The sequence below is a fragment of the Nocardioides sp. Z40_12 genome, assembly GCF_058215795.1.
Map to the genome: position 1 here is coordinate 494,049 of NZ_JBZAJA010000001.1, position 23,728 is coordinate 517,776.

The following is a 23,728-nucleotide window of genomic DNA, read 5'->3' on the forward strand; positions in this document are numbered from 1 at the left end:
GTCCCCTGTTGGCGAGTAGCGTAGGAGGGATGTCGCTGCCGCCGCAGGGGGAGGCCCCCAGGACGCTCGCCGACCAGCTCCGCGGCTGGCCGGACGAGCGGCTCGCCCGGCTGCTGGCGGGGCGGCCCGACCTGGCGTCCCCGGCGCCCCACGACTCGGCCCAGGTCGCCTCGCGCGCGGCGACCCGCTCGTCGGTGATCCGGGCGCTGGACGGCCTCACCCGGTTGCAGCTGGTCGTCCTGGACGCCCTGGTGGTGGCCGGCCACGCCTCGCCCCAGCAGGTCGCCGCGCTGGTGCGCGCGGATCCCGGGGCCGTCGCGGACGCCCTGCAGGTGCTGACCGACCTCGCCCTGGTCTGGGAGTCCCCGCAGGGGCTGCGCCCGCTCACCGGGGTGGCCGACGCCCTGCGCGGCGACGTGGTCTCCGGGCTGAGCGGCCTGCGCCCGGTGACCCCGCACGGCATCTCCGCGGAGCAGGCCGCCGAGCGGGTGGCCCGCCTCTCCCCCGCGGCCCGGGCCCTGCTCGAGCACGTCGCCGACCACGGCGGCGAGGGCACCAGCGAGCGGGTGCGCGTGCCGGCCACCCCCGAGGAGGCCACCACCCCCGTCGAGGAGGCGCTGGCCCACGGGCTGCTGGTGCCGCAGACCCCCGAGGGCCGCGGGACGAGCGTGCTCCACCTCCCGGGTCAGGTGGGCCTCGCGGTCCGGGGCGGGAAGACCACCCGGGAGGCCGCGGACGACCTGCCCGAGCTGGCCACCAGCACCCGCGACCAGGAGCTGGTGGAGCGCACCGCCGCGGGCGCGGCCTTCGAGGCGGTACGCCGGGTGGAGCTGCTGCTGGACAACTGGGGGGTGCGTCCCCCGGCGGTGCTGCGCAGCGGCGGACTGGCGGTGCGGGACCTGAAGGCGGCCGCCACCGAGCTCCACGTCGAGGAGGACGTGGCCGCCCTGCTGGTGGAGGTGGCGGCGGCCGCCGGCCTGCTCGCGGAGGGGCCCGGGCCCGACGCGGTGGCCTCCTGGCTGCCCACCCACGCCTTCGACGCCTGGGCGGCCTCGCCGCCGGCGGCCCGGTGGCTGACCCTGGTCCGGGCCTGGCTCGAGTCCCCCCGGCTCAGCGCCCTGGTCGGCAGCCGCGAGCCCGGTGGCCGGACGCGCAACGCCCTGGCCCCGGACCTCTCCAGCGCCTTCGCCGTCGAGGCCCGCCGGATGGCGCTGGCCCAGCTGCTCGAGCTGGCCGACGGCGAGGTGCTGGCCGCCGGGACCGGGGTGCCGTCCCTGGTCGCCCGGGTGGAGTGGCTGCGGCCGCGGCGACCGCCCACCCGCGCCGAGATGGTCGCCTGGGCGGTGAGCGAGGCCGCCGTCCTGGGCGTCACCGGCCTCGGCGGCCTGGCCGGCCACGGCCGGGCCCTGCTCGCCGGGGGCGCCGAGGCCGGGGAGCGGGCCGCGGCGCTGCTGGCGCCGCTGCTGCCCTCCCCGGTCGACCACGTGCTGGTGCAGGCCGACCTGACCGCCGTCGCCCCCGGCCCGTTGGAGCCCGCCCTGGCCCGCGACCTCCACCTGCTGGCCGACGTGGAGTCACGCGGGGGCGCCACCGTCTACCGGTTCACCCCCGGCTCGCTGCGCCGCGCCCTCGACGCGGGCTGGTCCGGGGCGGAGGTGCACGACTTCCTGGCGCGCACCTCCCGGACGCCGGTCCCGCAGCCGCTGACCTACCTGGTCGACGACGTGGTGCGCACCTTCGGCACGCTGCGCGTCGGCGCGGTGGAGGCGTTCCTGCGCTCCGACGACGAGGCGGCGCTGGGCGCGCTGCTCGCCGACCCCCGGGCGGCCGCGCTCGAGCTGCGACGGCTGGCACCCACGGTGCTGGTCTCCACGCTGCCGGTCGACCTGCTCCTCCCCCGCCTGCGCGAGCTCGGGGCCGCTCCGGTGCTGGAGGCGGCCGACGGGACCGTGCGGGTCGCCCGCCCCGACCTGCTGCGGGCCCGTTCGCCGCGCCCGGCCCCGGTGGCGGCGGTGGCCGCCGCCCGGGAGGCGGCGCGCCTGCAGGCGGCCGTCACCGCGGTGCGCGCGGGCGACCGGGCCGCGGCGTCCGCCCCCGCCCGCCCGCGCGTCGCGACCTCGCCCACCACGGCGCTGGCCGCGCTCCGCGAGGCGATCGAGTCCTCCACCACGGTGCTGATCGGCTACGTGGACAACCACGGCGCGACCACCGAGCGGCTCGTCGACCCGGTGCGGCTGGAGGGTGGCCAGCTGACGGCGCACGACCACCGCAGCGACGACGTGCGCACCTTCTCGGTGCACCGGATCACGACGGTCGGGGCGGCAACCCCCGGACCGTAGACTCGCGCCGTGGACTTCCTCCGGTATGCCGAGTCCGGTGCGGCGCTCCTCAACGCCCAGCCGGTCGACGAGGCGGCGCTGGTGGCCCACCTGGCCGGCCGCGCCTGGCTGCAGGACCAGGTCACCGAGCGCGACGTACGGGCGCTGAGCGCCTTCTGCGCCCGGCTGCGCCCGGTCTTCGAGGCCTCCGAGGAGGGGCGGGTCCGCGACGTCGTGGCCCAGATCAACGCCCTGCTGGCCGAGCACCCGGTCATCCCGATGATCAGCGACCACGACCCCGACGACCTGCACCTGCACGTGGCCGACCGCTCCGCCTCGGTCTCCGACCTGCTGGTCGGCGAGGTGCTGATGGGCCTGGCGACCCTGGTGTGCGACCTCGGCCCGACCCGGCTGGGCGTGTGCAGCGCCTACCCCTGCCGCCAGGTCTACGTCGACACCTCGCCCAACCGGTCCCGGCGCTACTGCTCGGACCGGTGCTCCTCGCGGGCCAACGTGGCCGCCTTCCGCGCCCGGCAGCGGGCGGCCGTGGGGGGACCGGCATGAACGACGGGCCGCTGATCGTCCAGTCCGACAAGACCCTGCTGCTCGAGATCGACCACGAGCGGGCCCAGGAGTGCCGGCGCGAGATCGCGCCCTTCGCCGAGCTGGAGCGCTCCCCCGAGCACGTGCACACCTACCGGCTGACCCCCCTGGGCCTGTGGAACGCCCGCGCCGCCGGCCACGACGCCGAGCAGGTCGTCGACACGCTGCTGCGCTACAGCCGCTACGCCGTCCCGCACGCCCTGCTGGTCGACGTCGCGGAGACCATGGCCCGCTACGGACGGCTGCGGCTGGAGAAGCACCCCACCCACGGTCTGGTCCTGGTCAGCACCGACCGCCCGGTGCTGGAGGAGGTGCTGCGCGCCAAGCGGGTCAAGGGGATGCTGGGCGAGCGCATCGGCGGCCCCGGGGGCGACACCGTGGCCGTGCACCCCAGCGAGCGGGGCAACCTCAAGCAGGCCCTGCTCAAGCTCGGCTGGCCGGCCGAGGACCACGCCGGCTACGTCGACGGGGAGGCGCACCCGATCGAGCTGGTCGAGGACGGCTGGGCGCTGCGCGACTACCAGCGCGACGCGGCCGACTCCTTCTGGCACGGCGGCTCGGGGGTGGTGGTCCTGCCGTGCGGGGCGGGCAAGACGATCGTGGGGGCCAGCGCGATGGCGCACGCCGGCGCGACCACCCTGATCCTGGTCACCAACACCGTCTCGGCGCGCCAGTGGAAGGACGAGCTGCTGCGCCGCACGAGCCTGACCGAGGACGAGATCGGCGAGTACAGCGGGTCGGTCAAGCAGGTCCGCCCGGTCACGATCGCCACCTACCAGGTGATGACCACGCGCCGGAAGGGCGTCTACTCCCACCTGGAGCTGCTCGACGCCCGCGACTGGGGGTTGATCGTCTACGACGAGGTCCACCTGCTCCCCGCGCCCATCTTCCGGATGACCGCCGACCTCCAGGCACGCCGCCGCATCGGGCTGACCGCCACCCTGGTGCGCGAGGACGGTCGCGAGGGCGACGTCTTCTCCCTCATCGGGCCCAAGCGCTACGACGCCCCGTGGAAGGACATCGAGGCCCAGGGGTGGATCGCGCCGGCCGACTGCGTCGAGGTCAGGGTGACGCTGACCGACGCCGAGCGCCTCGCCTACGCCACCGCCGAGCCGGAGGAGCGCTACCGGCTGGCGGCCTGCACGCCGCGCAAGACCGACGTCGTACGCCGGCTCGTCGAGCAGCACGCCGGCCAGCCCACCCTGGTGATCGGCCAGTACATCGACCAGCTCGACAAGCTCGCCGAGACCTTGGGGGCCCCGGTGATCAAGGGCGAGACCCCGGTCAAGGAGCGGCAGCGCCTCTTCGAGGCCTTCCGCTCCGGGGAGCTGGGGCTGCTGGTGGTCAGCAAGGTGGCGAACTTCTCCATCGACCTGCCCTCGGCCGAGGTGGCGATCCAGGTGTCGGGCTCCTTCGGCTCCCGGCAGGAGGAGGCACAGCGGCTGGGTCGCCTGCTGCGTCCCAAGGACGAGGGCCGCTCGGCGCACTTCTACACCCTGGTCTCGCGCGACACCGTGGACGCCGACTTCGCCCAGAACCGGCAGCGGTTCCTGGCCGAGCAGGGCTACGCCTACCGGATCGTCGACTCGCACGACGTCGGGACCTGAGCCCCGGGCTGCTGCGGGTCAGACCGCGGACTCGCCCAGCTGGACGTGCAGGGTGAACCGGTCGGCGCGGTAGGTCGACCGGGAGACCTGGACGACCTGCTCCTGGCAGAGCGCGCGCCGGGCCAGCCGGAGCACGGGCTGGCCGGCGTCGAGGCCGAGCAGGTCGGCCTCCTCGGCGCTGGCCCGGTCCGCCTGCACGGCGTCCTCGGCCCAGGTGGGGCGCAGCTGCCGGCCCTGGAGCGCGTCGTAGAGGCTGGAGGGCAGCCCGGCGGTCAGGAACCCGGGGATCAGCGCCTCGTTGAGGTAGGCGTCCTCCAGGCACATGGTGGCGCCCCCGGCCTTGCGCAGGCGCTTCCAGTGCACCACCGGGGAGTTGGGCTCGATCTCGAGGGCGCGGGCCACCCCGGGCCCCGCCTTCTCGATCCGGGCCAGCAGGGTCCGCGACTCCGCGCTGAGGCCGCGGCGGCGCATGTCCTCGGTGAAGCTGGTGAGCTGGGCGGCTCGTCGCCGCGGACGGGCCACGAAGGTGCCGCGCCCGGGCATCCGCTCCAGCAGGCCCTCCGCGACCAGCGCGTCCAGGGCCTGGCGCACCGTCATCCGGGCCACCTTGAACTGCGAGACCAGCTCGCGCTCGGAGGGGGCCGGGCTGCCGGGCTCGGCGCCGTCGAGAAGGCCGCGGACGTGCTCGCGCACGACCACGTGCTTGAGCTCGCGCTGCACCATCTCGACCGCCTGTTCCACGAGCGGAACGATAGGTGGACGCAACCCGCCGCGTCCGGCGAATGCACGAAGGCGTCGCTCAGTCGGTGGCGATCGCCCTGAGCACGTCCAGACCGGCGGCCCGCCGGGCGGGGAGGACCGCGGCCAGCACGCCGACGACGACGGCGACCACCAGGAAGGCGACCATCTGGTCCCACGGGATGGAGAGCACCTCCAGGCCCTGGTCGCGCAGGGAGCGCATCAGGGCGGTGCCGAACCCCACCCCGAGCGCCAACCCCAGCAGGGCGCCCAGGCCGGCGATGACCACCGACTCCAGGGTGATCATCCGGCGCAGCTGGGGGCGCCCCAGGCCGATGGCGCGCAGCAGCCCCACCTCACGGGTCCGCTCGATCACCGAGAGCGCCAGGGTGTTGACGATGCCGAGCACCGCGATCAGCAGCGCCAGGCCGAGGAGGGCGAAGATCATCAGCACCAGCTGGTCGATCGGCGCGCGCTGCTCCTGCGCGAACGCGTCCTGGTCCTTGACGGTGACGGTGACCAGGTCGGCGACCACGTCCTCGACCCTGGACTGGACCGTCAGGTCGCCGTCGCGGACCTCGAGGACCAGGAAGTTGTCCTGGTCGGGGTAGCCGGCCCGGACCAGCGTCTGCTTGCTGGTGACCAGCGAGGCGCCGAGGACCGGGTTGTCGGTGAAGATCCCCACCACCTCGAGCGCCTGACGGGAGCCGTTGAAGGTGACCCGGACCTCGTCGCCCACCGCGATGCCCGAGTCGTCGGCGAAGCTGCGGTCGACCATCACCTTGGCGCGGCCCAGGTCGTCGACCGATCCGTCCTCCACCTCCATCCCGAGGGGACCGCGCAGCGCCTCGGCGCTGGCCGCCGCCAGGCCCTGCTGCTCGCCCTCCACCTCGGCCCAGACGAACCGCTGGGCCACCACCCGCTTCACCCCGTCGACGCGTTTCATGCTGCGCGCGATGGACGGGGAGAAGGGCTGGCCGAAGCTGTTGCTGACCAGGAGGTCGCCGCGGAAGTTCTGCTCGATGCTCCGGTCGACGCTGGCCTTGGCCGAGTCGCCCAGGATCGCCATCGTCCCGGCCAGGGCCAGGCCGATCATCAGCGCCGACGCGGTGGCCGTGGTGCGGCGCGGGTTGCGCAGCGAGTTCTGGCCGGCCAGGTTGCCCACGGTGCCGAAGAGGGAGGCCAGCACCGAGCGGGCGGCCACCAGGAACGGGTAGCTGATCACCGGGCTGGCGGCGACGACCCCGAAGAGGATGCCGAGGACCCCGGCACCCACCCACCAGCCGTCGTGCTCGACGTCGACCGCGAAGAGCCCGATGGCCAGCGAGGTGCCCCCGAGGACGATCATCGCCATGCCGGCGCCGAACCGCTTGCGCAGCGACCCCTCGGGCATCGCCACGTCGTCGCGCAGCGCCTGGACCGGAGCGATCCGCCCGGTACGCCGGGCCGGCAGCCAGGCGGCGGCCATGGTGACCGCGACGCCGACCAGGTAGGCGGCCACGAAGGTGCGCGGCCGGAAGACGAGGGCCTGCCCGGAGAGGTCGAGCCCGACGGTCGAGAACAGGCTCCGGATCGCCAGGGCCATCAGCACCCCCAGGCCGATCCCGACGGTGGCGCCGAGGGCGCCGAGCACGGCCGCCTCGGCGAGCACCGAGCCGGTGACCTGTCTCTTGGAGGCGCCGAGGGCGCGGAAGAGGGCGAGCTCGCGGCTGCGCTGGGCGACCAGGATGGAGAAGGTGTTGACGATGAGGAAGGCGCCGACCACCAGCGAGATGCCGGCGAAGATCAGCAGGAAGGTGGTCAGGAAGCTGACCGCCTTGAGCAGCTGGGTGGCGCTCGCCTCGGCGGCGTCGTCACCGGTCTGTGCCTCGAGCCGGTCGGGCAGCACCTCCGCGACGCGCTCGGCCAGCGCCGCCTGGGAGACCCCCGGCGCCGCGGTCACCCACACGTCGTGGAACTTGCGCCGACCGTCCAGGAAGAGCCGTTGGGCCACCTTGGTGTCGAAGCCCACCCAGGAGGCGCCGTTGAGGGATCCCCCGTCGACGAAGTCGACGATGCCGACCAGCTGCGGGGTGAGCACGGGACGGTCCAGGGTGGTGATCAGCTGCACCTGGTCGGCCACGTAGTAGCCGGCCCGCTTGGCCGAGCCGGCGTCCATCACGATCTCGCCGGGCCGCTCCGGAGCGCGCCCGCGCACCACCTGGAGGCCGGTCAGGCCGTGGCCGGCCGGGGCGCCCGTCCAGTTCCCCGCCAGCCCCGGCGCCCCCATGCCGCCCAGGGCCTTGCCGTCCTTGCCGATGATCATCACCGAGGCGTCGGTGACGTTGCCGTCGACCCGGGCGACCCCCTCGACCTTCTCCAGCTTGCGCACCAGGCTGGCGGGGATGGTGCGGGTGGAGCCGCTGCCGGACTGCTCGCCGGCCGGGCTGACCACCACGTCGCCCACGGTGGAGGCGAAGAGGGCGGTGAAGCTGCGGTTGAGGGTGTCGGTGAAGATCAGGGTGCCGGCCACGAAGGCCACGCCGAGCACGATCGCGAAGGTGCTCATCAGGAGGCGCACCTTGCGCCCCAGCAGGCTCTTGATCGCCGCGCGGAACACGTGAGTCGTCCGGCCGGGTCAGAGCGGACCGGCGCCGGGCGCCGTCATCCGGGTCATCACCGTGAGCACCTGCTCGCGGTCGGGCTCGTGCAGCTCGCTGACCAGCCGGCCGTCGGCGAGGAAGAGCACGCGGTCGGTGTAGGCCGCGGCGACGGCGTCGTGGGTCACCATCACGATGGTCTGGCCGTAGTCGTCGACGCTGCGCCGCAGCAGCTCGAGCACCTCGGCGCCGGAGTGGGAGTCGAGGTTGCCGGTGGGCTCGTCGGCGAAGACGATCCGGGGGCGGCTGACCAGCGCCCGGGCCACGGCGACCCGCTGCTGCTGGCCGCCGGAGAGCTCGTTGGGCTTGTGGCCGAGGCGCTTGCGCAGGCCGACGGTGTCGATCACCACGTCGTACCAGCGACGGTCGGGCTTGCGGCCCGCGATGGACAGCGGCAGGAGGATGTTCTCCTCCGCGGTCAGGGTCGGCACCAGGTTGAAGGACTGGAAGACGAAGCCGATCTCGTCGCGCCGCAGCGCGGTCAGCGCGGCGTCGCCGAGCTTGCTGAGCTCGCGCTCGCCGATCCACACCTCCCCCGACGTCCCGGTGTCCAGGGCCGCGCAGCAGTGCATCAGCGTCGACTTGCCCGAGCCGCTGGGACCCATCACGGCGGTGAACTGACCGGCATGCAGGTCCAGGGAGACCCTGTCGAGGGCGCGCACCTCGGCCTGCCCGGAGCCGTAGGACTTGGTCAGGTCGCGCACCCGCGCGGCGGGGACGGCACCGTCGTACAGACGGGTGACGGAGCCCTCGGCCAGTGCGGTCATGCCCCTAGCCTCCCGTGCCGGTCAAGTCGCACGCCACCGATATCGGGTTATTGGACGAGGGATGGGACGGCACGGGCGTGGCACCGGGGTGCTTGTGGGTCGAACGTCTGTTCGATAGCCTCGTCTCATGGAGCTTCAGTCCAGCCTCTTCGCCGTCCTCGAGCCAGGCCCCACCGAGCTGGCCCCCGAGCGTCGGGTGCTCTCGCGCGGGGCCTGGGTCGACGTCCAGCCGGCCTGGCTGGGCGGCGCCGACGAGATCTTCTCGACCCTGGTCTCCGAGGTCCCCTGGCGGGCCGAGCAGCGCGAGATGTACGACCAGGTCGTCGCCGTGCCTCGCCTCCTCCACCACTACGGCGTCGGGGCCCCGCTGCCCCACCCCGGCCTGCTCGCCGCCCGGGAGGCACTCTCGGCGCACTACCGTCCCCAGCTCGGGGAGCCCTTCGCGACGGCCGGGTGCTGTCTCTACCGCGACGGCCGCGACTCGGTGGCCTGGCACGGCGACCGCATCGGGCGCAGCCGGACGCAGGACACCATGGTGGCCATCGTCTCCCTCGGCGACCGGCGTCGGCTGCTGCTGCGCCCCCGGGGCGGCGGGGCCTCGATCTCGGTCACCCTCGGTCACGGCGACCTGGTGGTGATGGGGGGCTCCTGCCAGCGCACCTGGGACCACGCCGTGCCCAAGCAGGCGCACGCCGGCCCGCGGATCTCGGTGCAGTTCCGCCCGCGCGGCGTGCTCTGAGCCACGGGCCGGCCTCTTCCACCAGGTCTCGGCCGATGCCACAGGCACCGAGATCAGCGGTGAGCTCGCCCGCAGTGCCGGGTGACCTCGGTGTCGCAGTGGTCGGGTCCGCCGCGACCGTTGGCGCGGTCACGTCCGCGGCCACCGATCAGCCAGTCGCCGACCTTCGTGGACGAGCCCGCCAGCACGTCGCGGCCCGGACCTCCGAGGGCGACCTGCCGCTGGGCGGGGGCGCGCTTGTAGCGCAGATCGTTGTAGGTCAGGCTGATGAGGTCCCCTCCACCCTGCCCACGCACCAGCACGTCGCGGCCGAAGGCGGTGAGATGGTCGGCACCCGGCCCCCCGTTGGCCCTCACGACCTTGCCGCCCAGGACGGCCTGGTCGTCACCGCTCCGTCCATGGAACGTCACCCGATCTGCGAACGCGTCCACGTTGTCACGTCCGTCGGTCCCGACGATCCTCGTCAGGCCACCCTTCGCACTGCTCGCGAACCGCCCGTGCTCGACACCGGTGAGCGGAGCGGTGTCACCGTCGCACGTCACGTCGGTCGCGAGCCGGACCGTCAGGTCGGCGCACCCCCGGTTGTATTCGACGCCGTCCCGTCCCGGTCCACCGTCGATCTGGCGCACCTGCAACCACGAGCTGTATCCGCCCCCGACGGCGTCGTCTCCGCCGCCCATCCGCACCTCACCCAACATGCCGTGCCGGACGTAGAGGGTCTCGTCGGCATCGGTGCCGAGGAAGGAGACGGGGGACTCCCAGTTCGGGGCTAGGTACTCTCCGATCTCCCACGAGCCGACAAGGCCCTGCCAGGCCAGCACCTGCACACCGTCCACGGTGGCACGCGCGGAAGGTGCGTCGATCAGCAGTTCGGGATCCTCCCCCGAGGGAGAGGGTGGCAGGACCGCGGAGAGGTTGACCGCGGTCGGGGCGGCGCTGGAGAAGTCCAGGCGACCCCCGGAGGCCGTCGCCCCCCGGTAGTGGAGCTCGGCCGCACCTGGCCCGAAGGAGATGACATCGGCGTTGCCCCCATCGGCGGACGGGAGCGACCACACCGCATCGGCGAGGGTCGAATCGGCGGGGCCGCCACCCATGTCGATCACATCCCGCTGGCTTCCTGGCAGGGCAGTGAAGTCGTCGGAGCTCTCCGCATCGGCGAAGACGGTCTCAGCGAAGCTGCCGCCGGTGAACCGGTCGTCCCCGCCACCGAGGTAGACCGTCATGCCCGACCCCTGGCTCGACTCGTTGACCACCACGTCGTTGCCGGGTCCGGCGTACACCACACCCCACGGCCCTCGCGGGTCCCGACCTCCGGATGGGGCCCCGTGAACCAGGCAGATCGTGTCGTCTCCGCCCAAGGCGTCGAAGCTGTTCCATCCCCCGGGCGTCATCGCGACCACGTCGTCGCCCTCGGTGCCGGTCTCGACCCGGGCGGTGGCCACGATCGTCACCGGCTTGCCCAGGCAGGTTGTCGCCGCGGTCGCGCCGGCTGGGGCCAGGGCCCCGCCCAGTGCGAGGGCGGGTACGACGGCCGTGAGCGCGACCGCGGGCAACAGGACAAGTCGTGCGAGCCTCACTGGAGCTCCTGGCTTGGTCGAGACCGTCTCCGTTTGACGAAGACTAGCGGCAACGAGACGAGCTGCCGATGGTCAAGAATGCACGAGCCGGGTGAAGGGCCGGAGCGCGAAGTCAGCGACGCAGGTGCCGGTCCAGGAAGCGCACGGTCTGCTCCATGGAGACCACCCAGCGCGGCCCGAAGGCGTGCTGCTCGCCCTGGTGGACCTGCAGGGCGCTGTCGACCCCGGCGTCCTCCAGCAGCCGGTGCGTGCTCCGCGCCCAGGCCAGCGGGCAGGAGTCGTCCAGCGTCCCGTGATGGGCGAGGACGGGCACCGCGATCCGGTCGAAGTACGTCCGCGCCGAGAGCCGCTCGTAGAAGCCCGGCCGCTGCCGGGGGGTGCCGAACCGGTCGAAGAGCCGCTCCGCCACCTCGGGGCGCTCGGGGAGCGTCCAGCGGCGCAGGTTGTCCAGGTAGTCCGAGCTCACCGACGAGTAGAGCACCGCGGCGTCCACCAGGTCGGGCTGGGCGACCAGCGCGTTGAGGGTGACCCCGCCGCCCATCGACCGGCCGAGCATCGCCATCCGCTCCCCGTCGACCTTCGGCTCCGCCGCCAGGGCGTGGACGGCGTTGATCGCGTCGCGCGTGTAGCCCAGGCGGGTCTCCCGGTCGAGCTCGCTCGCGGGGTCGGAGCTCGCGTGGCCCCGGTAGTCGGAGTGAAGCACCGCGAAGCCCTGCCGCGCGAGGAAGTCCTGCTCGCGGCTGAGCCCCTGACCGGTGGCGTAGACCGACGGCTCGATGTAGCCGTGGTTGAGCACCACGCCGGGGAACGGCCCGGGACCCTTCGGGATCAGCATCACCCCGGAGACCCGCAGGTCCCCGCTGCGGTAGCGCACCTCGTGCTCGGTGTAGGCCTCGTCGTCGACCGAGACCCGGAGCCGGCGCGGCCGCTCGCTGCCGAACTCCTCGGCCATCAGCGCGGGCAGCGAGTACGGCGAGGTGACGGCCGGTGCGGCGTCGGGCTCCCGCGTCGGTGAACCAGTGGCGCGCGGCGAGGGCGTCGCGCTCTGCGCGGGCGTGTCCCGCGGTTGCTCGGCGTCCTCGGTCTCGGCGCCGCGGGTGCAGCCGCCGAGCACCAGCGCACCCCCCACGACCAGGGCCGCGACCCCGCGGACCGCGCCCACCTCATCCCCGCAGCGGGTCGAAGGGGCGCAGCGGCTCGGGCAGCTTCCCGGTCACGATCCGCTCGGCCAGCAGACGGCCGGTCACCGGCCCCAGGGTGATCCCCCACATGCCGTGGCCCCCGGCGACGAAGACCCGGTCGGCCCGGGTGGCCCCGATCAGCGGCAGGCCGTCGGGGGTGCAGGGCCGCGCTCCGACCCACTCGTCGCGCCGGGACCCGAGCTCGGCCCCGCGCAGCAGCGGGCGGGCGGCGTCGACGATCGCCTCGATCCGCCGGGTGTCGAGTCCGGCGTCGGCGGGCCGGAACTCCATCATCCCCGCGATCCGCAGCCGGTCGCCGTCGGGCGTGCAGGCGACCCGCTGGGCGGGGAAGTAGACCGGCCCCGCGGGCACCGGGTCGATCGGCACCGTGAAGGAGTAGCCGCGACCGGCCTGCACCGGCAGGGTCACCCCGAACGGCCGGGCCAGCTGGTTGAGCCAGGCGCCGGAGGCGATCACCACCGCGTCGTAGGACTCCCCCGCGACCTGCACCTGGTTGCCGCGCTGCTTGAGCGCGTCGACCTGCACCCCGCTCACGATCCGCGCCCCGCGCGCGCGGACCTGCTCGGCGAGCGCGGCGACGTAGGTGCTGGGAGTCAGGTAGCGCTGCCCGTCGAGCCGGATGGCGGCCCCGATCGCCGGGGAGAGCGCGGGCTCGAGCGCCCTCGCCTCGTCACCGGTGAGCACCTCGTAGTCCAGCGGCTGGCCGCTGGCCCGGATGTGCTCGATCTCCTCGAGCAGCACCGCCCGCTCCGCCGGGGTCCGGTAGGCCGCGAGGAACGGTCGCGCCTCGGGCGTGGGCGCCTGCACCCCGCCGTCGCGGAGCCGGTCGAAGTCGTCGAGCGCCAGGGAGTTGATCGGGACCAGCGACCGCATCGCCTCGCGCCAGCGCTCCATCGTGGAGTTGCGGGCGAACCGGACCAGGAAGGAGAGCAGCCGGCGGTCGGTGGTCACCGGGACGTAGACCGGGGACTTGGGGCTCACCACGGCCCGGAGGCCGTACTTGAGCACCGCCGGCTCGGGGAGCGGCGTCGCCAGGCCGGGGGTCAGCCAGCCGGCGTTGCCCCACGAGGAGCCCGCGGCCACCCCGGTGCGGTCGAGCACGGTGACCTGGACCCCGCGCTCCTGGAGGAACCAGGCGGTGGAGAGCCCCACCATGCCGGCACCGACGACCGCGACGTGCTGGGGGGAGGGCGTGGCCATGCCCAGCAGCATGGTCGATCGAGGGGCGTTGCGCTAGTGCAACAGTCATACGACGCGCGTGCGTGCCACCGTCACAGTGCTGGGCGGCCCACGGGCAACACAACAGGGGCAAACACAACAGGGCCCCCGCCGGAGCGGGGGCCCTGCTGGTGGTGCTGGTCGTGCTGAGGTCCGATCCGAGGATCAGAAGTCCATGCCACCCATGCCACCGGTCGGGTCGCCGCCCATGGGCGCCGCCTTCTCCGGCTTGTCGGCCACGACGGCCTCGGTGGTCAGGAACAGCGCCGCGATGGAGGCGGCGTTCTGCAGGGCGGAGCGGGTGACCTTCGCCGGGTCGATGATGCCCTCGGCGATCATGTCGACGTACTCGCCGTTGGCCGCGTTGAGGCCGTGGCCCGACTCCAGGTTGCGCACCTTCTCCGCGATGACGCCACCCTCGAGACCGGCGTTGATCGCGATCTGCTTGAGCGGGGCCTCGGTCGCCTTGCGGACGATCTCGGCACCGGTCGCCTCGTCGCCCGAGAGGTCGAGCTTCTCGAAGACGTTCTTGGCGGCCTGCACCAGGGCGACGCCACCACCGGCGACGATGCCCTCCTCGACGGCAGCCTTCGCGTTGCGGACGGCGTCCTCGATGCGGTGCTTGCGCTCCTTGAGCTCGACCTCGGTGGCCGCGCCGACCTTGATCACCGCAACGCCGCCGGCCAGCTTGGCCAGGCGCTCCTGCAGCTTCTCGCGGTCGTAGTCGGAGTCCGACTTCTCGATCTCGGCGCGGATCTGGTTGACCCGGCCCTCGATCTGGCCGGTGTCGCCGGAGCCCTCGACGATGGTGGTCTCGTCCTTGGTGATGACGACCTTGCGGGCCTGGCCGAGCAGCTCGATGCCGGCGGACTCCAGCTTGAGGCCGACCTCCTCGGAGATCACCTGGCCGCCGGTCAGGATCGCGATGTCCTGCAGCATGGCCTTGCGGCGGTCACCGAAGCCCGGGGCCTTGACGGCGACGGACTTGAAGGTGCCCTTGATCTTGTTGACCACCAGGGTCGACAGCGCCTCGCCGTCGACGTCCTCGGCGATGATCACCAGGGGCTTGCCGGACTGCATGACCTTCTCCAGCAGCGGGAGCAGGTCCTTGACCGACGAGATCTTGGAGTTGGCGATGAGGATGTAGGGGTCCTCGAGGACCGTCTCCATGCGCTCGGGGTCGGTGACGAAGTAGGCCGAGATGTAGCCCTTGTCGAACCGCATGCCCTCGGTCAGCTCGAGGTCGATGCCGAAGGTGTTCGACTCCTCGACGGTGATGACGCCTTCCTTGCCGACCTTGTCCATCGCCTCGGCGATGGCGTCGCCGACCGTGGTGTCGCCACCGGCGGAGATGGTCGCGGTGGACGCGATCTGCTCCTTGGTCTCGACGTCCTTGGCCATGCTCAGGAGCTCGGTGGAGACGGCGTTGACGGCCGCCTCGATGCCGCGCTTGAGACCCATGGGGTTCGCACCCGCGGCCACGTTGCGCAGGCCCTCGCGGACCATCGCCTGGGCGAGCACGGTCGCCGTCGTCGTACCGTCACCGGCGACGTCGTCGGTCTTCTTGGCAACTTCCTTGACGAGCTCGGCACCGATCTTCTCGAACGGGTCCTCGAGCTCGATCTCCTTGGCGATCGACACACCATCGTTGGTGATGGTGGGCGCGCCCCACTTCTTCTCGAGGACGACGTTGCGACCCTTGGGGCCGAGCGTGACCTTGACCGCGTCGGCGAGCGTGTTCATTCCACGCTCGAGACCGCGGCGGGCCTCCTCGTTGAAAGCAATCAGCTTCGGCATAACTCCTGTGATTCCTTTTCGGGAGTTCGGGGGTGCGGCCCTGATGGGTTGCCCGCGACGGACGATCCGGCTGCCCGGCGAACCCTTCCCGCCGGCGCTTCGGACCTCAACGTCACCAGTCCGCTTCTGTCACTCTCGTGTCGAGAGTGCCAACTCCATGTTTAGCACTCGGGTGGTGTGAGTGCAAACGCCGCCCCCGGGGACCCCCGGGGGCGGCGCACTGCATGACGCGGGAGTGTCAGCCCGGCATACGCAGCAGCTTGACGCTCTTGTTCAACGTGCCGAAGGCTGATCGGAAGGTCTCCTCGAGCTCACCCGCGGCGGCGCAGAAGAAGTAGTCAGCGTCCTTGTTCTCCTTGTCTCGCTCTGCCGGGATCGAGCAATCCGAAGCGGTCGACGCCGTCCCGTCGGGCGTTTTCGACGCGACCTTGGCCAAGACGTCGCGGACGTAGTCGGTAGTGGCCACACCTTCACGACACCGCGCGGTACCAGCCTTGCCGAACCCGATGGTGAGGATCGTGACCCCCCTGGCCTTCACCTCCTCGGCCATCTTCGCCAAGTTCGCGCAACCGGTGTGACCGTGGCTGGAGTTCCGGCCGGCGCCGAAGTCGGTCGCGTTCGCAAGACTGTTGTAGCCGTTGTTCATGACCTCGTCAGGCGAACCGTCGGTCTCGAAGATGATGACCTTCTTGGCCGAGTGCTCCCTCTCCGGCAAGGAGTCGAGGTTATTGGGCGTGTCCCCCAGCACATACCGCGCTGCGCCCTTCAACGCAGACGCGAGGTGCGTCCCGTAGTTGCCGACCTTGGCGCCGGGCATGCAGCGCAGGCCCTTGACCAGGGGGTCGGAGTCCACGATCGTCCCGCTCGGCTCTGTCAGGTATCCGTCGCTGAACGGCACCGCGATCCACTCGCCGTTGGTCGGCTTGCTCGTCGTCTCCAACTGGGGCGTCCCGTCCGAGTTCCACTGCGGGGTGAATGGCGGGAAGAGTCCCAGGAAGCCCGAGCCCTTCTCCTTCTGTTCGACCCCGGACTCGGCGGTCGCGCACACCTCGGGACTGTCCTTGTTCATCCTGCGTGGCTCGGACTTGTGGATCGTGCCGAGAGCCACGTACTGCAGGTCCGGATTCATCACCTTGAGCGAGTCCTCGATAGCGCTCTTCATCGCGTTGCGGTCAGGGTCCTCCATCGACGGAGTTCGGTCGGCCATGATCACGATGTCCAGTGGATTGGGTGGTTCGCTGCCGCACGTCCCGATGCACGCGATCGAGACCTGCGCGCCTGTGTCTCCCTCGTTGTACCCGATCGCAGGCGCGAAGGCATAAGGCACGATCTTGGAGTCCGCCACCCGCACGGTGTTGCACTCGACTTCCGGGCGGGCCAGGTTCGGTTCGCAGGGGATGAAGCAGACGTACTCGTCGCAGACCGTGCCAGGGTAGGGCTGTGTGCCGTGCGGCCTGCAGGTGTTGGGAATCTGGGTGTACTGCGGTGTCATCGCGCTGCCAGTGGAGGCGATGACACACCAGAGGTCGGTCGTGACGCTCGTGTCGGGGTCGTTCGCCTCGGCCATCCCACTCACGATGTCGTTGATCTCCAACTGCTTGCCGGGGAGAGACACAGCTCCGGCGTGTGCCGCAGCGTCCAACGTGTCCTTGAGTCCCTGCTTAGCAGCCACCTGGCTGGCGATATCGACTCCGATGGCGGCAAGCGCCATCAGCAGGACCACGAGGATCGAGAAGAGCACGGCATACGCACCGCGCTCGTCCCGTCGACGCCGAAGTCTCTTGATCATTCGATCCTCATCTCCACCTTGCGCGTCAGGTCGAAACCTCCAGGGAAGAAGATCCCCACGGGCGTCAGCATCTTGTGCTGGTATCCGATCGTGACGACGGCTGTGTCGCCCGAAGTCTTGGTCGCGTCGTAGGCACCCCCGCAGCTCACCCAAGAGCCGGATGAGTACTTCTTGCACCCGACCGTGACAGTGGTGGTTCCCACCTGCGCGGTGGCATCGGTGGCCACCTTCCTCACGTCTGCCTCGGACCCGTTCAGGCTTGCCATACGGGCCGCGTCGCGCGCGGCGTTGTTGATCATCGAGCCACGGTTGATCATGTAGCCGAAGTCGATGATGCCGAAGAGGAGCAGCAGGAAGATCGGCAGGATGAGCGCGAACTCGACCGCGGAAGCTCCCCGCTCATCGCGGCGCCTACGACGTATCGACATGGGACTCCTCAGACGGTCGCGCCGGCCGCCACCACCGACAGGACTACCGGTGGGTACGGCACAGCGTGTCGACTGTACGAACGCCCGGACCGGGTCGCGAGCGATTCGGGAGGAAATGGCCCGAACGGTCTAGTCCGACTGTCCCATCGGCTGACCGTCGGGGTAGCGCTCGCTGAGCACCGACCACTTGTTGGTGCCCTCGAGGTTGTCGCCCTTCTCGATGATCACCAGGTTGTGGAAGCAGTGCACCGCCCTCACCCAGCGGTCGGTGTAGGACGGCTGGTGCGGCACGACGTACTCCTCGTGGTTGAGGCCGTCGACCAGGTCCTTGACCAGGTCCATCGTGGTGCCGCGGGCGTGCCGGTCCTCGGCGCCGCCCCACTCGGGCCAGTAGGAGGTCTGGGTGTCCTCGATCGCGTAGACCGCGCCCTCGGGGAGCAGCGGGAAGAGGATCTCGAAGGTCCGGCGGATGTGGGCCGGCACGTGGGAGCCGTCGTCGATCACCACCAGCGGCACGCCCTGCTCGTCGAGGATCCGGTGCAGCACCGCCTCGTCGGTCTGGTCGCCGCGGTAGGTGGTGATCCGGTTGCGGTCGACGAAGGACTTGTCCTCGATGTCGAGCCCGACGATATTCGCCCGCGGGAAGAACCACTTCCAGGCCTTCAGCGACGCACCCCCCTGCCGGTTCCGGGCGTAGCCGCCGACCCCGATCTCGAGCAGGGTGAACTCCTCGTCGCGCAGGTGCTCGAGGTGACGCTGGTAGTGCGGGGTGTAGCGGTGCACCCCCCACTTGTCGGTCCCGAAGTGCTGCGCCAGCTCGGTGAGGTCGCGCTCTTTCAGCGGAGGCTGCGTCGAGGGTTCGTCCGGCACGGCGCTCACCCTAGTGGGCGCCCGGATGAGTACAACGGCTCATGGCCCCGACGGCCGCCAGGGACCACGATGTGCCCATGGACACCACCACACGGGATCGCGGACCCACGCCGCACTTGGTCCCCGCCACCCCCGGACAGCTCGCCTGGTTGCGCGAGCAGCTCGTCGACTGGCGCGCCCAGGGGCTCGTCGACGACGCCACCGCCCACGCCATCGCGACGCGCTACTCGGAGTCGCGCCGTTTCTCCCTCGCCCGCCTGCTCCTCGCCCTGGGCGCCGGCTTCGTGGGCATCGGCGTGATCTGGCTGGTCGCGGCCAACCTCGACCAGCTCTCCCCCCTCCTCCGCTTCGGCCTGGTCGTGGTGCTGTGGCTGGCGTGCCTGGTCGGTGCGGAGGCGCTCGAGGAGCGCCGTACGTCGCCGCTGGTGGTGGGCGCGGTCAGGACGATCGCCGCGTTCGGCACCGGCGCGGTGATCTTCCAGGCCGCCCAGAGCCTCCAGGTGCCGGCCTACGAGCCCAAGCTCGTCGGGCTGTGGGGTCTGGGAGCCCTCGTCCACGCCTACGCCACCCGCGCCCGCGGTCCGCTGCTGGTCGGTATCGCCGGCGCCACCGGCTGGGTGCTGTGGCAGGGCATCGGGCCCGACCCGACCTTCGCCGGCGCCGTCCTGGTGGTCACCGCCTCGGCGGTCCTCGCCCTCGCTGTCGCCGGGCTGCACGAGCGGTGGCGTCCGGAGTTCTCCGGCCCGTGGCGTCACGTCGGCGCCGGTCTCGCCCTGGTCGGCCTCTTCGTGGCCGGCATCCCGGTGGGCGACGGGTGGGAGCTGCCCTCGAGCTGGTGGCCGGTCCTGCTGACGTCACTCGCCACGGTCCTGGCGGTGGCGACGGTCCTGCTGGGCCGCACCACCGCCCGGTGGGAGGTGCTGGGCGGGCTGGCCGTGATGGGGCTCGCCGCCCTGCTCGCCGCCTGGCCGGCCGGCTCCGACTCCGCGTCGGTGACCGCCGAGGACGTGGGTCACGCGGTGGTCGGGGTGGTCGGCTACGTCGCCCTGGCCGTCGGCGTCGCCGCGCTCGGCACGCTGCGCGACTCCGGGCTGCTGGCCGTGATGGCGACCGTGGGCCTCGTCGTCTTCACCTCGTTCCAGAGCTTCGCCGTCTTCGCGCCGATCGTCCAGGGGGCCTTCCTCTTCCTGCTCCTCGGCGCCGTCCTCCTGGCCACCGGCTTCGGGTTCGACCGGACCCGCCGCCACCTGGCCGCCACCCTCGAGCAGGAGTCACTCCGATGAACAGGTACGCCGTGGCCGCCGGAGTAGCGGCCGTCCAGCTCGCCCTCACCGCCGCCGCGGTGGGTCCCCAGCTCTCCGCCCGGCTGACCGGGGAGACCTACCTGATGCAGGTCGCCCCGGTGGACCCCATCGACCCGTTCCGTGGCGCCTACGTCACCCTCGACTACCCGGACCTGTGGCCGGAGAACCGCAGCACCAGGTTCCTGGACGGCGAGAGGCGTCGGATCTTCGTCTCCTTGGCCGAGGAGGGCGGCGTGATGGTGGCCTCGGGGTGGTCCCGTGACCGGCCCGACGACGGCGTCTACCTCAGCTGTCTCGACGAGGGGTGGACGGCCAGCTGCGGGATCGAGAGCTGGTTCGTGCCCCAGGACGACGCCCGGGAGATCGAGGAGGCGCTCAGTGAGGGCGGCACGCTCGCCGAGGTGCGGATCGACGGCCGCGGCAACGCCTCCGTCGTCGGGCTGCGGACCGACTGATCAGCCGCCCGCGACCGCCGGGATCACCGAGATCTGGGTGCCGTCGGGGGTGGGCGTGGCGAGGTGGTCGAGGAAGCGTACGTCGTCGTTGTCGACGTAGACGTTGACGAAGCGGCGCAGCTGACCCGACTCGTCCAGGACCCGGCCCTTGAGGCCGGGGAACCTCGCGTCGAGGTCGTCGAGCACGGCGGCGAGGTCCGTGCCCTCGGCGCTCACCTCGGAGTCGCCCCCGGTGTAGGTGCGCAGGATGGTGGGGATGCGGACGGAGACACTCATGGCTTCGCTCTCTGCTCGTGCGGGACGGGTGCTGGTCAGTCGGTCAGGCCGGTGGCCACGAACGCGGCGTACGACGGCGCGATGGTCGCGGCCGGCCCGACCTGGTCGGCCACCGCGTCGAGCGTCTTCAGGCCCATGCCGGTGTTGATCACGACCGTCTCCAGCGTGGGATCGAGCTGCCCGGTCTCGACCAGCTTCTTCAGCACGCCCACGGTGGTGCCACCGGCGGTCTCGGTGAAGATCCCCTCGGTGCGCGCCAGCAGCAGGATGCCCTCGCGGACCTCGTCGTCGGTGATGTCCTCCACCGCGCCGCCGGTGCGCCGGCAGATGTCGAGGACGTAGATGCCGTCCGCCGGGTTCCCGATCGCCAGGCTCTTGGCGATGGTGTCGGGCTTGACCGGCCGGATGGCGTCGGTGCCGCCCTTGAAGGCGACGCTGACCGGGGAGCAGCCCGTGGCCTGGGCGCCGTAGATCCGGTAGGGCTTCTCCTCGACGAGCCCGAGCTTGATCAGCTCCTGGAAGGCCTTGTCGACCTTGGTGAGCTGGGAGCCGGAGGCGACCGGGATCACGACCTGGTCGGGCAGCCGCCAGCCGAGCTGCTCGGCGATCTCGTAGCCGAGGGTCTTGGAGCCCTCCGCGTAGTACGGACGGACGTTGACGTTGACGAACGCCCAGCCGTCCTCCTCCCCCGCGATCTCGGAGGCGAGCTTGTTGACGTCGTCGTAGTTGCCGTCGACGGCCACCAGGGAGTCGGTGTAGACCGCGGAGTTGACCTGCTTGGGCTTCTCCAGGTTGCTGGGGATGAAGACCACGGTCTTGATCCCGGCTCGCGCACCCGCCGCCGCGACCGCGTTGGCCAGGTTGCCGGTGGAGGGGCAGGCGAAGACCTTGCTGCCGAACTCGCGCGCGGCGCTCAGGGCGCAGGCCACGACGCGGTCCTTGAAGGAGTTGGTCGGGTTGGTCGAGTCGTCCTTGACCCACAGCTTCTCGAGACCGAGCTCGCGGGCCAGGTTGCGGGCCTCGAGCAGCCGGGTGAAGCCGGGCTCCATGTTGGGGCTCTGCTCGATGTCGGCCGGGACCGGGAGCAGCGCCTTGTAGCGCCAGATGTTGGCGGGACCGGCCTCGATCTCCTCGCGGGTGACCTGCGGGAAGTCGTAGGCGATCTCCAGCGGCCCGAAGCACTCCGGACACGCGTAGTGGGGCCCCAGGGCGATGGCGTGGCCACACTCGCGGCAGGCCAGCCCGGTGGCGTGGCCGAAGGCGCCCTCGCGGAGCTGCCCGGTCGTGGGGTAGTCGGTGACGCCCTGGCCGGCAGGGGTTTCGATCGTGACGGCGCTCATGAAGGTCTCCTTCTCTCATCTGCCCCACGGCGTCTTTCGCCGCGGGCCGGAATTAGCACCTTTTCCGCGACTGACGACGTGGTCGTCAGGAGGCACGCGGCGGTTGCCGGGACTTCGTAGGGCCGTTCCCTCAGTCCCTCTGGATGAGCTGTGCCAGCGTACGACGCCGTCTCACGATGTGCACACGCGTCCCACGATGTGGAGGAGCGTCAGGAGGAGAGGACGTGTCCCGCACGGATGTCGGCGAGGAGCGTCCGGAGCAGGGCCAGCACCCCGTCGGGTCCCTCCACGACCAGGTCGGCGAGCTCGTTGAGGACGTCGGGTCCGTCGCCGCCGTCGGAGCAGACCACCAGCGTGGGCATGCCCTCGTCGCGCATCAGCCGGAGCTCGTTGAACGCCTCCACGTCACCGAGGTCGTCACCGGCGAAGAGGAAGGCACCCGCCCCGAGCCGCTCGGAGAGGCTGCGCACCGCCAGGCCCTTGTGCATGCCGGGGGCCCTGACCTCCACCACCAGGCGGCCGGGCTCGACGCTCAGCCCGTGGCGGTCGGCCGCTTCCTGCAGCAGCGGGAGCATCCGGTCGAAGGACGCCTGCGGCTCGGCCAGCCGACGGGTGTGCAGCGCGACGGCCAGGCCCTTGAGCTCCACGAACGCCTCGGCCGCACCGGCCCGGCGCAGCAGCGTCGGGATCTCCCGCACGAAGGAGGCCAGGCCGTGGGGCGGCCGCGGCGAGATCACCCGGCGCTCGGTGGAGGTCCATCGCTCGTTGCCGTACTGGCCGAGCACCGTGAGCTCCTTGCCCAGGTCGGCGATCTGCGCGCCCAGGACGTCGAGGTCGCCCAGCGCCAGGGCCTGTCGGGCGGGTCGTCCGGTGACCACCGCGATGCCGCGGACCAGGGGCGCCAGCTCGAGCAGGAGCTCGGGGGCGTCGGGGTGGATGTGGGCCCGGGTGGGGTCCTCGACGATCGGGGCCAAGGTGCCGTCGAAGTCGAGCCCGATGACCAGGTCGGGCGCCGCCGCGACCACGTCGGCGTACTGAGCGGCCACCTGGGGGGTGGGGAACTCCATGGCCCCACTCTGTCAGAGTGCTCGGCGCGCCAGGCTCCCCAGGTCGCCAGCCGGTCGCCAGCCGGTCGTCAGCCGGTCAGGATCAGCGTGAGCCGGTCCTGCTTCATCGGGGCCACGGCGGGCTGGATCCGCGCGATGCCGAGGTCGAGGGCCAGCAGCTCGGCCGCGGCCTTGAGCCGCTTGGGGAAGTAGACGGTCGGGGCCGGGATGGTGCCCACCCAGTTGTCGGTCCCCACGACCTGCCAGCCGGCGCCGCTGACCTTCTCGGCGGTGGAGGCGGCGAGCCCCTTGATGCCGGTGTTGTTGTAGACCTCGACGTAGACCTGACCGCGCTCCACGGCCGGCTTCTCCGGCTCCACCGGGGCAGGCTCAGGGACGGCCTCGGGGGCCGGCTCGGCCGCGGACGGCTCCTCCTGGGAGCTCGCCACGGTCTCCACCCGGCGCTCCTGCTCCGGCTGGTCCTTGGTGGCCACGAAGGCGACCCCCGCCATCGCGATCGCGATGACGCTCAGCATGACCAGCGGCGAGGGGTAGGCGACCCCACGCTCGTCGCGTGCCCGGAGGCCTCGCGCGCTCATCTCAGACCTCGAAGCCGAGACGACGGGCGGAGCGCTGGCGCTGACGCTGGGAGCGGAGGCGACGCAGCCGGCGCACCAGCAGCGGGTCGGCCTCCAGGGCCTCCTGGCGGTCGATCAGCGCGTTGAGGACCTGGTAGTAGCGGGTCGAGCTCATGTCGAACTTCTCCCGCACCGCCTGCTCCTTCGCGCCGGCGTACTTCCACCAGTGACGCTCGAAGTCGAGGATGTCGCGGTCGCGCTCGCTCAGGCTCCGGCCGGGCGCGGGCTCCTGGCCCGGAAGGGCGTTGGCGGCGTCCATGTGTGTCTCCCTGCTGGCTTGCCTGGTGGTACGTGGCCGGTGCTGGCGCCCACTGTAGGCGACGAACCACACCGATGTCATTCAACGGGCCGAGTGGCTGCACCCTTCCCATTAAGGT

Annotated in this window: 21 protein-coding genes and 1 riboswitch; of the genes, 6 read left to right on the forward strand and 15 right to left on the reverse strand. The window is 71.9% G+C overall.

The genetic code is table 11. The features are described from left to right. Positions 1 to 29: 29 nt before the first annotated feature. Genes AC4BG9_RS02370 through AC4BG9_RS02380 form a run of 3 tightly spaced genes read left to right on the forward strand, consistent with a single transcriptional unit; the run spans position 30 to position 4,528 of the window. Positions 30 to 2,339, forward strand: coding sequence for a helicase-associated domain-containing protein (locus AC4BG9_RS02370; protein ID WP_490569471.1), 2,310 nt, complete (start codon positions 30 to 32; stop codon positions 2,337 to 2,339). Positions 2,340 to 2,348: 9 nt separating this feature from the next. Then, a complete protein-coding gene (locus AC4BG9_RS02375; protein WP_490569472.1) occupies positions 2,349 to 2,882 on the forward strand; it encodes a CGNR zinc finger domain-containing protein in 534 nt (177 codons plus the stop codon). Next, positions 2,879 to 4,528: a DNA repair helicase XPB gene (locus tag AC4BG9_RS02380; protein ID WP_490569473.1), complete on the forward strand. Its 1,650-nt coding sequence runs from the start codon at positions 2,879 to 2,881 to the stop codon at positions 4,526 to 4,528. Before AC4BG9_RS02375 ends, AC4BG9_RS02380 begins: the two co-directional genes overlap by 4 nt. A gap of 18 nt (positions 4,529 to 4,546) precedes the next feature. Here AC4BG9_RS02380 and AC4BG9_RS02385 read toward each other — a convergent pair whose 3' ends face one another. From AC4BG9_RS02385 to AC4BG9_RS02395, 3 genes are read right to left on the reverse strand one after another with little or no spacing between them, the layout of a single operon-like run. Further along, on the reverse strand, positions 4,547 to 5,269 hold the full coding sequence (locus AC4BG9_RS02385) for a GntR family transcriptional regulator (RefSeq protein WP_490569474.1): 723 nt from the start codon (positions 5,267 to 5,269) through the stop codon (positions 4,547 to 4,549). Between the two features lie 58 nt (positions 5,270 to 5,327). Next, positions 5,328 to 7,865: an ABC transporter permease gene (locus AC4BG9_RS02390; RefSeq protein ID WP_490569475.1), complete on the reverse strand. Its 2,538-nt coding sequence runs from the start codon at positions 7,863 to 7,865 to the stop codon at positions 5,328 to 5,330. A gap of 18 nt (positions 7,866 to 7,883) precedes the next feature. Further along, on the reverse strand, positions 7,884 to 8,672 hold the full coding sequence (locus AC4BG9_RS02395; RefSeq protein ID WP_490569476.1) for an ABC transporter ATP-binding protein: 789 nt from the start codon (positions 8,670 to 8,672) through the stop codon (positions 7,884 to 7,886). Between the two features lie 127 nt (positions 8,673 to 8,799). On the opposite strand from AC4BG9_RS02395, the gene AC4BG9_RS02400 reads away from it, so the two are divergent. Then, entirely contained in the window at positions 8,800 to 9,411 is a 612-nt protein-coding gene (locus tag AC4BG9_RS02400; RefSeq protein WP_490569477.1) for an alpha-ketoglutarate-dependent dioxygenase AlkB, read from the forward strand. Between the two features lie 53 nt (positions 9,412 to 9,464). Here AC4BG9_RS02400 and AC4BG9_RS02405 read toward each other — a convergent pair whose 3' ends face one another. From AC4BG9_RS02405 to AC4BG9_RS02435, 7 genes are all read right to left on the reverse strand, one after another. Then, complete coding sequence (locus AC4BG9_RS02405) at positions 9,465 to 10,988, reverse strand: hypothetical protein (RefSeq protein ID WP_490569478.1); 1,524 nt, start codon at positions 10,986 to 10,988, stop codon at positions 9,465 to 9,467. A gap of 112 nt (positions 10,989 to 11,100) precedes the next feature. Then, complete coding sequence (locus AC4BG9_RS02410) at positions 11,101 to 12,150, reverse strand: alpha/beta hydrolase family protein (protein WP_490569479.1); 1,050 nt, start codon at positions 12,148 to 12,150, stop codon at positions 11,101 to 11,103. Between the two features lies 1 nt (position 12,151). Continuing rightward, the gene (locus tag AC4BG9_RS02415; protein WP_490569480.1) at positions 12,152 to 13,390 is read right to left on the reverse strand and encodes an NAD(P)/FAD-dependent oxidoreductase; all 1,239 of its coding nucleotides are present in this window, start codon (positions 13,388 to 13,390) and stop codon (positions 12,152 to 12,154) included. A 183-nt stretch (positions 13,391 to 13,573) separates the two neighbouring features. Further along, positions 13,574 to 15,205, reverse strand: coding sequence for a chaperonin GroEL (gene groL / locus AC4BG9_RS02420; protein ID WP_490569481.1), 1,632 nt, complete (start codon positions 15,203 to 15,205; stop codon positions 13,574 to 13,576). A gap of 238 nt (positions 15,206 to 15,443) precedes the next feature. Beyond that, positions 15,444 to 16,994: a pilus assembly protein TadG-related protein gene (locus AC4BG9_RS02425; RefSeq protein ID WP_490569482.1), complete on the reverse strand. Its 1,551-nt coding sequence runs from the start codon at positions 16,992 to 16,994 to the stop codon at positions 15,444 to 15,446. Next, complete coding sequence (locus AC4BG9_RS02430; protein ID WP_490569483.1) at positions 16,991 to 17,422, reverse strand: TadE/TadG family type IV pilus assembly protein; 432 nt, start codon at positions 17,420 to 17,422, stop codon at positions 16,991 to 16,993. The genes AC4BG9_RS02425 and AC4BG9_RS02430 overlap by 4 nt, the downstream gene beginning before the upstream one ends. A 129-nt stretch (positions 17,423 to 17,551) precedes the next feature. Continuing rightward, positions 17,552 to 18,292, reverse strand: a complete 741-nt coding sequence (locus tag AC4BG9_RS02435) for a hypothetical protein (RefSeq protein ID WP_490569484.1) — start codon at positions 18,290 to 18,292, stop codon at positions 17,552 to 17,554. A gap of 77 nt (positions 18,293 to 18,369) precedes the next feature. Between AC4BG9_RS02435 and AC4BG9_RS02440 the strand changes: the two genes are divergently transcribed. Next, entirely contained in the window at positions 18,370 to 19,575 is a 1,206-nt protein-coding gene (locus AC4BG9_RS02440) for a DUF2157 domain-containing protein (RefSeq protein ID WP_490569485.1), read from the forward strand. Next, positions 19,572 to 20,051, forward strand: coding sequence for a GDYXXLXY domain-containing protein (locus AC4BG9_RS02445; RefSeq protein WP_490569486.1), 480 nt, complete (start codon positions 19,572 to 19,574; stop codon positions 20,049 to 20,051). The genes AC4BG9_RS02440 and AC4BG9_RS02445 overlap by 4 nt, the downstream gene beginning before the upstream one ends. Here AC4BG9_RS02445 and AC4BG9_RS02450 read toward each other — a convergent pair whose 3' ends face one another. The 5 genes from AC4BG9_RS02450 to AC4BG9_RS02470 all read right to left on the reverse strand — a co-directional run bounded on the left by AC4BG9_RS02450 (position 20,052) and on the right by AC4BG9_RS02470 (position 23,610). Beyond that, positions 20,052 to 20,327 (reverse strand): MoaD/ThiS family protein, encoded by a 276-nt coding sequence (locus tag AC4BG9_RS02450; protein WP_490569487.1) that lies wholly within the window; start codon positions 20,325 to 20,327, stop codon positions 20,052 to 20,054. It abuts the gene before it with no gap. A 35-nt stretch (positions 20,328 to 20,362) separates the two neighbouring features. Beyond that, entirely contained in the window at positions 20,363 to 21,667 is a 1,305-nt protein-coding gene (thrC, locus tag AC4BG9_RS02455; RefSeq protein WP_490569488.1) for a threonine synthase, read from the reverse strand. Between the two features lie 12 nt (positions 21,668 to 21,679). Continuing rightward, positions 21,680 to 21,817, reverse strand: a riboswitch (SAM riboswitch). Positions 21,818 to 21,876: 59 nt separating this feature from the next. After that, the gene (otsB, locus tag AC4BG9_RS02460) at positions 21,877 to 22,734 is read right to left on the reverse strand and encodes a trehalose-phosphatase (protein WP_490569489.1); all 858 of its coding nucleotides are present in this window, start codon (positions 22,732 to 22,734) and stop codon (positions 21,877 to 21,879) included. 68 nt (positions 22,735 to 22,802) lie between these two features. Continuing rightward, the gene (locus AC4BG9_RS02465) at positions 22,803 to 23,312 is read right to left on the reverse strand and encodes a LytR C-terminal domain-containing protein (RefSeq protein ID WP_490569490.1); all 510 of its coding nucleotides are present in this window, start codon (positions 23,310 to 23,312) and stop codon (positions 22,803 to 22,805) included. A gap of 1 nt (position 23,313) precedes the next feature. Next, complete coding sequence (locus AC4BG9_RS02470; protein ID WP_490569491.1) at positions 23,314 to 23,610, reverse strand: DUF3263 domain-containing protein; 297 nt, start codon at positions 23,608 to 23,610, stop codon at positions 23,314 to 23,316. Positions 23,611 to 23,728 lie beyond the last annotated feature (118 nt).